The organism is Campylobacter showae CC57C (assembly GCF_000344295.2).
GTDB classification, from domain to species: Bacteria; Campylobacterota; Campylobacteria; order Campylobacterales; family Campylobacteraceae; genus Campylobacter_A; species Campylobacter_A showae_B.
In genome coordinates, this window is the sequence record NZ_AOTD01000191.1 from 1 (window position 1) to 10,030 (window position 10,030).

At 42.9% G+C, this 10,030-nt stretch carries 6 protein-coding genes and 1 pseudogene; 5 read left to right on the plus strand and 2 right to left on the minus strand.

Annotated features, from left to right (window positions below):
- Nucleotides 1-250: 250 nt before the first annotated feature.
- Entirely contained in the window at nucleotides 251-739 is a 489-nt protein-coding gene (locus tag H740_RS07185; protein ID WP_002952811.1) for an ankyrin repeat domain-containing protein, read from the minus strand.
- Nucleotides 736-2,172, minus strand: a complete 1,437-nt coding sequence (locus H740_RS07190; protein WP_002952812.1) for a catalase — start codon at nucleotides 2,170-2,172, stop codon at nucleotides 736-738. The genes H740_RS07185 and H740_RS07190 overlap by 4 nt, the downstream gene beginning before the upstream one ends.
- A 768-nt stretch (nucleotides 2,173-2,940) precedes the next feature.
- Here H740_RS07190 and H740_RS07195 point away from each other — a divergent pair.
- The 5 genes and pseudogenes from H740_RS07195 to H740_RS07215 form a co-directional block, all read left to right on the plus strand.
- The gene (locus H740_RS07195) at nucleotides 2,941-4,455 is read left to right on the plus strand and encodes a DKNYY domain-containing protein (protein ID WP_002952814.1); all 1,515 of its coding nucleotides are present in this window, start codon (nucleotides 2,941-2,943) and stop codon (nucleotides 4,453-4,455) included.
- Nucleotides 4,452-5,897 carry a DKNYY domain-containing protein gene (locus H740_RS07200; RefSeq protein ID WP_002952815.1) on the plus strand — a complete coding sequence of 482 codons (1,446 nt, stop codon included), beginning with the start codon at nucleotides 4,452-4,454 and terminating at the stop codon, nucleotides 5,895-5,897. Before H740_RS07195 ends, H740_RS07200 begins: the two co-directional genes overlap by 4 nt.
- A gap of 127 nt (nucleotides 5,898-6,024) precedes the next feature.
- Nucleotides 6,025-7,964: pseudogene (locus tag H740_RS07205) on the plus strand (BCCT family transporter).
- 169 nt (nucleotides 7,965-8,133) lie between these two features.
- Nucleotides 8,134-9,495, plus strand: a complete 1,362-nt coding sequence (locus H740_RS07210; protein WP_002952822.1) for a sodium-dependent transporter — start codon at nucleotides 8,134-8,136, stop codon at nucleotides 9,493-9,495.
- A gap of 10 nt (nucleotides 9,496-9,505) precedes the next feature.
- Nucleotides 9,506-10,030: M48 family metalloprotease (locus H740_RS07215; RefSeq protein WP_002952823.1), on the plus strand; the 525-nt coding region annotated here is incomplete at its 3' end.

Consider the following 10,030-nt stretch of genomic DNA (forward strand, 5'->3'; position numbering starts at 1 on the left):
TCCGAGGCGGGTTGGATTTTACTCGTCGCGATGGAGGATATGTAGAATTTGCCGTTTTGGGCTAACGGACCCACTAAATTTAGCCCTCTACAAGCTTGCGCGATCGACATAAGCCAGCCTTGCTCGGGTTGATTAAATTGAGCGAATTTGTAAAATACGTTACCGTTGTCTATCTTTAGCTACCTGCTTTAAAGTTTTTAAACCCCACCCTAAATCAGGCGGAGTTTAGAAGGTTGTAAATGAGTCAAATTTAGGCGGTTTTTGCGCTCTTGTTGCCAAAAATTTCTAAAAATTTAACCGCTAGTTTTTGAAATATATTTTCTTTTTTACGTTTGCTAAGTAAAAATTTTGCCGTTTCGCTTCTACCAAACATCACCGCAAAAGCCCAAGGCGTCATACCCAGACCATTATTTGCTTCAATATCGGCTCCGGCGTTAACTAACGCTTTTACTACGTCTAAGTACCCCTTAAACGCAGCGCCCGCAAGCGGAGTTTGCCCGCGGTCGTTGCGTTCATCTACTCTAGCGCCGTTTGAGAGCAGCATATTTACGGTATTTAGAGCATTGTTATAACTAGCTAGCATCAAAAGCGTATCGCCTTTGGCTGATTTTAAATTTACGCTAAGCCCCGCCTTTATCATCTTTTCTAGCTCGTCTGCTTCGTCTTGTCTAGCAAAATCAAGCGCCATGGCGCAAAGTTCGCTATATCTTTGCTCTTCAGCCTGCGTTAAATTTGTCAAATTTTAGCCTTTAGCGCTGCTTTGACGCCGTTTGCGTACTCTGGCGAGATTTGCTCAAAATGCCCTATTGCGCGCTCTTTTATCGCTTCGCTCACACCAGCCATGCTCTCTGCGATATTGCTAAAAAGCTGTGATTTTTGGCTATCGTTCATTAGTGCAAAAAGCGCTCTAGGTTGCGAGTAATAATCCTGATCCTCGGCTCTATGGTCGTATCTTTGCATTGCGCCTTCTAAATTTATATCAGGCTCTAGCAGGCTTCTATCTTCTTTGCCGCCGCCAAAGCTGTTTGGCTCATAGTAGGCCTTGTCGTCGAGTTCATACATTCCGTTATTCATCGCACCGCCCACGACGTAGGTGTTTATTTCGCTTATCGGACGATTTACGCTTAGCTGCGCGTAGTGCGTGCCTATGCGGTATCTTTGAGCGTCCGGATAGCTAAAGATTCTGGCTTGAAGCATTTTATCGGGGCTAAAGCTGATACCAGGGACTATATTTGACGGGCTAAATGCGGCTTGCTCTACTTCGTTGAAGTAATTTTTAGGGTTTTCATTTAGCGTCATGACGCCAACGTCGATAAGCGGAAATTCCTTATGCGACCATGTTTTGGTTAGATCAAACGGGTTAAATTTGACGCTTTTTGCTTGATCTTGGGTCATTATTTGGATTTTAAAATCCCAACTTGGAAAATCTCCTTTTTCTATGCTTTCAAAGAGGTCTCTTTGGTTGCTCTCCCTGTCTTTTGCGATTATTTGCGCGGCTTCATCGTTGGTTAAATTTTTAATGCCTTGACGAGTTTTAAAGTGAAATTTGACCCAAAATCTCTCGTTTTTGTCATTTATAAAGCTATAGGTGTGGCTGCCAAATCCATGCATATGGCGGTAGCTAGCAGGTATGCCGCGGTCGCTCATTAAAATCGTAACTTGGTGCATAGTTTCAGGGCTTAAGCTCCAAAAATCCCAAGCGGCTTCGTTTGAGCGTAGATGCGTGCGCGGGTCGCGTTTTTGAGTATGGATGAAATCTGGGAATTTATACGGGTCTTTGATGAAAAAAATCGGAGTGTTGTTGCCGACTAAGTCCCAGTTGCCCTCTTTTGTGTAAAATTTAATCGCAAAGCCCCTTACGTCGCGTTCCGCATCAGCCGCTCCGGCCTCTCCGGCTACGGTAGAAAATCTCAGGAACAGTCTCGTTTTCTCGCCTTTTTGCAAGACATTTGCTTTCGTATAGCGCGAGATATCGTGCGTGATCTCTAGCGTACCGTACGCAGCGCTACCTTTTGCATGAACGGCTCTTTCCGGGATGCGTTCTCTGTTTTGGTGGGCTAGTTTTTCAAGTAGTTGATAATCTTGCAGCATTATGCCGCCGCGGCTGCCCGCAGTGAGCGAGTTTTGATTGTCGGCTATCGGATTGCCTGAAGTGGTGGTTAGTTTTTTCATATTTTTCCTTTTTAATAAAAATTATTATTTCGTAATTATACTTATTTAGAATAAAATTTTTCTTAAATAATAAAAATTATTAGTAGAAAAATTTATAAATTGTGGATATTGGAAAATTAATTGCATTTTGGCGATAAATTTGCTATTCAATATTTTAAAATTTGACTTATTCTCTTTTTGGATAGGTTGAGAGAGGTTTATGGATATCGGCGAAAAAGAAATATGATAAAATCACAAAAGTCTAAATTTAATCCTAATGATTTTAAAAGCATTCATAGTAGAGCATTTTGCTTCATTGATGACGTAAAAGTCTATGCTGTTGTATCAAACGGCGCTATGGTGTGGGTTAATGGCTAGCTCGTGGTGGATGCGGTTATCTGCTTTGGTTTTCACAAAACAGGCTGGTGGTTTTGGTTGATTTTATTAGCTACCGGAGTTGCCGAGCTAAATGTATATTCTCATCGCAAAAAGCAGCGAAGAGTCAGGGCTTTCTGCAAGGCTTAAAAATTTATTTTATTTGCTTGTTGCCCTGTATCTTTGTTTTCTTGCTTTGGGAGCTATCTATTATGGGTTCACGTTGGAATTTAGCACTTATAGGCTTTTTGTTATGTTAGCAGCCACTTGTTTTCTGTTTTGGATGGGCAAATCCGCATATCTTAGGTTTTTGATATTTAGATATTTTATATTTGGTTAGGTACTTTGAAATTTAAATGTATGAAAGGTTTTTGGCATGATGAGGCCTTTAAATTTGTTTGATATGGAGCTAAAATGCTAAAAAAACATCCGCTAATTTCCGTAACGATCGCTATTGTTGTAATCTTTTTTGCTATCTATTTTTTTATCTTTGGGTTAGCTACTATTTTAGATGACGACATTGGCGATAGTAAAGAGTTAAATAATAGCTTTTTTTACGTCAAAGATGACAAGGTCTATGCCATGGTGCCAAGTGGCGGTAAATTTGAGCTAATAGGCGTGAGAGCCAGCAAATTTAGATACATTGACACTGGCAAATACGACAACAGAAACGTTGGCGCTAGCGATGAGGCGGTATATTGTGGCAACCTCGTAATGAGCGGGCTTGATCCAAATGGCGTTAGAGCGCTTGGCAATGGCTATTTTGGTGATGGCAAGATAACATATTTTTGCGATAGCGCAAGCGAGACGAACCTCGAAATATCCGCACTTAAAGAGTTTTGGGACATCCTCTCACATAAAATGTTTAATACCCCAAAAGCGCAAACTCATATCTATAAATTTAGACAGGTTGATAGTGTAAATTTAGCTGCGATCTTGGGCTTTGGCTATGCAAGCGACGGAGTGAGGGTCTATCATGAGGGCAAAGAGCTAGAGGGCGCAAACGCCAGCAAAATGCGTTACATCGAGCAGGCATCTGGCAGAAAGAGCGTGCATTTTACGACTGACGGAGAAAATGTCTATCATGACAGCACAAAACTAGGGATCAAATTTAGCCCGCAAATGCGTGATATCGGCGAGATATGGCGCATTCACTATCTTTATGAGCCAAATTCTGGCATGGTCTATGCAAATGATCACGAATTTGACCCTAAATTTCCCCCATACGAGCCACTTTTTAACCTAGAAGACGAGCACTCCTATCACGCTCTTTTTCGCGGTAAAGGTGGGATCTATCACTGGGAGCGAAAGTGGCAGTGGTATAACAGCATAGATGAAGGCGAGTTTGTAAGAGACGGAGATGATCCATTTAAAGGCGAGATAACGCCGCTATATGGCAACGTGGTGATAAATGAGGGCAAGACATATTTTTTAAAAACCTATGAAATTTGGCACAACACGAAAAATGATCACAGCCTAAGCTCACGCCACACGTGTATAGTTAGGCTTGATACAAAAGAGCAGTGGCGAAAGATAGGTCTTGTAAGAAACGATGGCTACGGAGCTGTCTATGCAAACGGCGATAAGACATATTATTTTGATAACGTCGGCTACGGTTGGCGTTTTAACAGTAGTGTTTATGATATAAACGACCTTGGCGTGGTTGAAATTCTTACTCGTCCTTATGGCCCAAATGTTGAGAATTTAAAACTTGAAGAGATAGTAAAAATGGTAGATCAAGGCGCTATGACGCCAGCTGAGGGTGAGGTGGTGATCGATGCGATAAGCGACTTTGATGATTACTCGCAAAAATATGCCTACTGGATATTTTTTGCCATTGCATTTGTAGCCTCGGTAGTTGGCGCCATTTTTAAAAATAAAAAGCAAGCAAAAAAGTTTAAAAAAAGGGTAGATGATTATAGATCATGAGAAAAATTGCTATTAGATTTATTTATTTTTTAGTCATTTTGACGCTACTTTTTGTTTTGGCGATGCTTTATCTTTGGCATGAGGGAGAGTATCAAAGAGGCTTTGCAAACATAGATAGTAGCGAGTTTTACCGCTCACCTGAGGGTAAAATTTACATTCAAATTTCAGGCAGCGGCAAGTATGAGCTAAAAGGCATTGATGAGGCTAGTTTTAGGGTCTTAAAGCTAGAACATGCATATGACTACTCAAACGTGGCGGCTGATAAAAACAGTGTCTATTGCGCTAGAGAAATTTTGCCTGGCCTTGATCCAAAGAGCGCCAAAGTGCTTGGCAATGGCTATATAAGTGACGGCAAGATAAGCTATTATTGCAGCTCTAGAAGTGAGAAAAAGGCGGGATTTAATGAATTTATCGCCGTTATGAAAAGCGTCGCTCACGTCTTTATAAAAAGCTACGATGATAGCTCATATTTTTATAGGACAAAGCTAGTTGAAAGTGCAAATTTAGAGCCTATATTTGACGCTGGCTTTGCAAGAGATGGTGGCACGCTTTACTACAAGGGCGAAAAGCTTGACGCACAACCTAGCGAGCTAAGATATATCACGGCAGAAAACGGCGCTCATAGTGGATATTACACAGATGGCAAAAGCCTATTTTTAGGCTTTTATAAGCTTGATACGAGCTACACAGATGAGGTGCGCCAGATATGCTACGACCCAATGCACGATATAGAATATCTTTTTGAGCCAAAAAGTGGGGCAGTGTTTGCAAATGAGCGTAAATTTAGCGCCCAAAATATGCCTTATAGCGCCATTTATAGCGTGGATAACGTGCACTCGTTTTGGCCTCTTTTTACCAGCAAAGGTGGAATTTACTTTTGGGATAGCACGAAAAACGAACAAGCTAAAATTTCAGACTACCAGCTAAAAGGCGAGCTAAAAAGGCTCTATGCTGACGTTTTTGTAGATGAAAATTCAGCATATTTCTTGCAGCAAGGCGAAGAGTGGCAGCGCTCAAAGCACGGCAGGCACTTAGTGGCGCAAACAGTCTCTTTATATAAATTTGCCCCAAGCAGCTCTTGGCGTGAGATAGGGCTGGTAAAAGATGGCGAATATGGCGCAGTATATGCAAACGGCGATAAGCACTATTTTTTTAGCAAGATAAAGCCATTTTATGGCATAAAACATAGCGTTTATGAGGTGGCGGATCTTAGTATCACCCAAATTTTAACAAGAGCATCTGCAGAGCTTAGCGCAAAAGATATCAGCGGTATGATAAAGCGCGGCGAGCTAGTGGAGGCAAGCGGCGAAGAGGTCGCAAGATCGAGGATAGAGTATGACTCGCCAAAGATCATTTTGTATATCACGTTTGGTATCGCTTTTGTAGTCATAGTGCTAATAACTCTTGCAAAACCAAAGAGAGATAAAAGCGACTTGAGATAAATTTCAAAGTAGCTATTTTTGGTGGCTAAAGCTTAAAAATTCATAAAAAATTTAAAGATAAAATTTGACCTATTTACTCTTTTTTGTTATTTTAAAAGGAAGATGAAATTTACAAAAAAGGAGAAAAATGATCAAATTTCAAAAGTCGAAATTTAACAATTCGGTATTTATCCCATCGCTTGTTGTTATATTTTTAATAACGGCATTTGCAGCAATATTTCCAAATTTCTCAAATGAGTTTTTTAAAGGTATGCAAAACTACATCGCGGCCAAATTTGGCTGGTTTTACATCCTGACCGTCGCCGTCATACTTCTAAGCATCATTATCCTTGGCTTTAGCAAGCTTGGCGAGATCAAACTAGGAGCCGATCACGTAAAGCCGGAGCACAAAAATATCTCGTGGTTTTCTATGTTTTTGGCCGCCGGCAGGGGCTTGGACTTGTGTTTTTTGGCGTGGCCGAGCCGCTCATGCACTATCTAAATCCGCCGCTCGGCGACGCGCAAACTATCGCAGCGCAAAAGCTTGCGATGAATATCACCTTCTTTCACTGGGGTATGGGCGCATGGTCGGTCTATGCTATCGTGGCGTTAATTCTCGCCTTTTTCTCGTATAGACACGGCTTGCCGCTCACGCTTAGATCGGCGTTTTATCCGATAATCGGCGATAAAATTTACGGCAAGATCGGCAACGCCATCGACACATTTGCCGTCGTAGCGACGCTTTTTGGCGTAGCGACCTCGCTAGGATACGGCGTACTTCAGGTAAATGCCGGCCTTACGCACGTTTTTGGCCTGCCGACCATGCATATTACGCTTCTAATAGTGCTTTGTTTTGCAGCGACCATCTCGGCGGCTAGCGGCGTTGATAAGGGGATTAAAATTTTATCAAACGCAAATATAGCGCTAGCTATATGTTTTATGTTTTTGATACTATTTTTGGGCGATACGACGCAGCTTTTAAAGTCGTTTGTGCAAAACAGCGGCGACTACGTATCGACGCTTATTTCAAACACCTTTAACCTCTACGCCTACGAGAGGCAAAACGAGAGCTGGCTTGGCGGTTGGACGCTGCTATACTGGGCTTGGTGGCTATCTTGGTCGCCGTTTGTGGGGCTATTTATCGCTAAAATTTCAAAGGGTAGGACGATAAGAGAATTTGTGATCGGCGTGCTTTTCGTGCCAACCGGCTTTACATTTGCTTGGATGAGCTTCTTTGGCAACTCGGCGATTGCCTTGGTGCAAGGCGGATTTAGCGAGCTTGCCAGCACGGTAAATTCTGACTCGGCCTCGGCGCTTTTTATGTTTTTAGAAAAATTTAGCTTTTCAGGCGTGCTAAGCATGATCGCGGTTTTTATGATCGTCATATTTTTCGTCACTTCGGCTGATTCAGCAGCGATAGTCATGAACATGCTTTGCTCAAATGGTAAGGACGATACGCCGGTTTGGCAAAAGGTCTTTTGGGGCGTTACAGTGGGCGCCGTGGCAGCATTTTTGATGCTAGCCGGCGGTCTTGGCTCGCTTCAAGCACTTACGATAACTACGGCGTTGCCATTTGCCATAGTGCTACTTGGCGCCATTTACGGGCTATTTAAGGCGTTGCGCGTGGATGTAACCAAAAAAGAGACAAATAACTTTAATAATATGCCTCTTAGCGATCTTTCAAAGCCTTGGCAAGAGCGACTAAGCGCGATCATCACTCTACCTAGCAAAAAAGACGGCAGTAAATTTCTAAACGAAGTCGTGCTAAAAGCCTTTAACGAGCTAAAAGATGAATTTGCCAAAAACGGCCTTGAGGCAAATGTAACAAAAGCTGAAAATTTCGTAAATTTAAACGTCGGACTTGGCGATGAGATGGACTTTAGATATGGCGTATATCTCACCAAAAGCCAGAGCCCGGACTACACGAGGGAGCTTGAGGGCGACGATCTTTATTACAGAGCCGAGGTATATCTAAAAGAGGGTGGTCAAGACTATGACGTGCTTGGTTGGAGCGAGACCACGCTGATAAACGACGTCATAGAGCAATACCGCAAACATATGCAGTTTTTGCATGTCGTTAGAAAATAAAAAATTGGCGTAAATTTATAGAAATTTACGCCTTTAAATTTATGCCAAACAGCCTTTTTCTAATAATATTTACCGATTTTAATCCAGATTTGTTTTAAATTTCAAAGATGGTTCTAAAAACTTTAAATAAAATTTTTATATAATCTCTCTTTTTCACAAAGGTATACAGATGGATAGAAAATCGTGGAGTTCAAAGCTCACATACATTTTAGCCGTTGCAGGGGCTACGGTCGGTTTCGGCGCGACGTGGCGTTTCCCGTATCTAGTCGGGCAAAACGGCGGCGGCGCCTACGTACTCGTGTTTTGTATCGCGATGATCGTGATCGGTATACCGATGATTTTAGCTGAAAACGCGATCGGCAGACGTCTAAAATGCAACGCCGTGGACGCATTCGGCGGTAAAAATATAAATCCAGCGTGGAAAATCGTGGGCTGGATGGGGCTACTCGGGGCATTTGGCATCATGGCCTACTACATGGTTATCGGCGGCTGGGTGCTAAACTATATCGCGCAGATCGCATTTGGCATGCTTGATCTCTCGCAGGTGCTTAGTTTTGAGGTTACGAGCGCGTTTTATGAGCAAAATATCGTGAGCGATCCGTTAGCTATCAGCTTTGCGACACTGGTTTTCGTACTCGTAAACTACGCGATCTTGGTGCAGGGCGCGGTCGGCGGTATCGAGCGCTCGGCGAAGTATCTCATGCCGCTACTTTTCGTGCTGATGATCGTTATGATTGTAAAAAACTTGACCTTAGATGGCGTGGCGCAGGGGGTTAAATTTTATCTCACGCCCGATTTTTCAAAGATAAATATCAAGCTTTTCGTCGAGGTTTTGGGACAGGTATTTTTCGCGCTTTCGCTTGGTTTTGGCGTGATGATCACGCTTTCAAGCTTTGTTAAAAAGGACGAGGGGCTGGTTAAAATCTCTATTATCACGGGCATCCTAAATACTGTCATCGCCGTGCTTGCGGGCTTTATGATATTTCCGTCGCTCTTTAGCTACGGCGTATCGCCAGATAGCGGCCCGAGTCTCGTGTTTAAGAGCTTGCCGATCGTTTTTTCGCATATGCCTTTTGGCGGATTTTTTGCGGTGGCGTTTTTTACGCTTCTGATGATCGCCGCGCTCACGACCTCGCTGCCGATCTACGAGGTTATCATCACGACGCTTCAGGAGAAATTTAAAATTAGACGCAAAAGCGCGATCTTGCTGGTGCTAGGCACGATATTTATCTTTGGAAATTTACCGTCCTTGATGGCTACGAACCTGCTTGCGGACGTTAAAATTTTCGGTAAAAATATCTTTGACGCATACGACGCCATCAGCGCTACGATATTTTTCGTGCTTACTTCGCTAGGATGCGCGATATTTGTCGGCTGGGTGCTAAAAGACGAAGCCAAACGCGAGATAATGCAGGGCAGCGAAAAATACGCAAAACTCGTAAATATCTGGTTTTGGTATATCAAATTTGTCGTTCCGTTTATTATTTTGGTGCTTTTTATCAGCTCGTTTTACGATAATTTTTTAAAGTAGGGCGTAAAATATGTTTTATCTTTTACTCGGTATTTACTTTTTTTACGTTGCCGCAAAGGCGTGGCTGGCGATTTTGCAGATAAATTTTATACGCGCGGAGGCTAAAAAGCCGGCCGTCGTGCTAGAGCAGGGCGAGTACGAATCAGCCGCTGCAGCCGCGATAACGAATCAAAAATTTGAGATAGCTAGCCTCTTTTACCACGCCGCGATATTTATGATGTGGGCGTGCTGGGGGCTTGGCGCGATATCGGGGCATGCCTATAAAACGGGAGATATAGGCGACAACGTCTTTATGGTTATGGTATTTTTGCTCGTTTCGTCGTTGTTAGAACTACCGCTAAATATCTACGAAACCTTCGTCAAAGACAAAAAGCTCGGCTTTTCAAACGTAACGCCTAAAATTTTCGCGCTTGACCTGCTTAAAACGCTCGCGCTAACGCTGGTTTTCGGCACGCTGTTTGTGTGGCTGGTGCTGCTTTGCATTAGATTTTTGGGCGATTTTTGGTGGTTTTGGGCGTTTTTGCTAAGCTTCGCG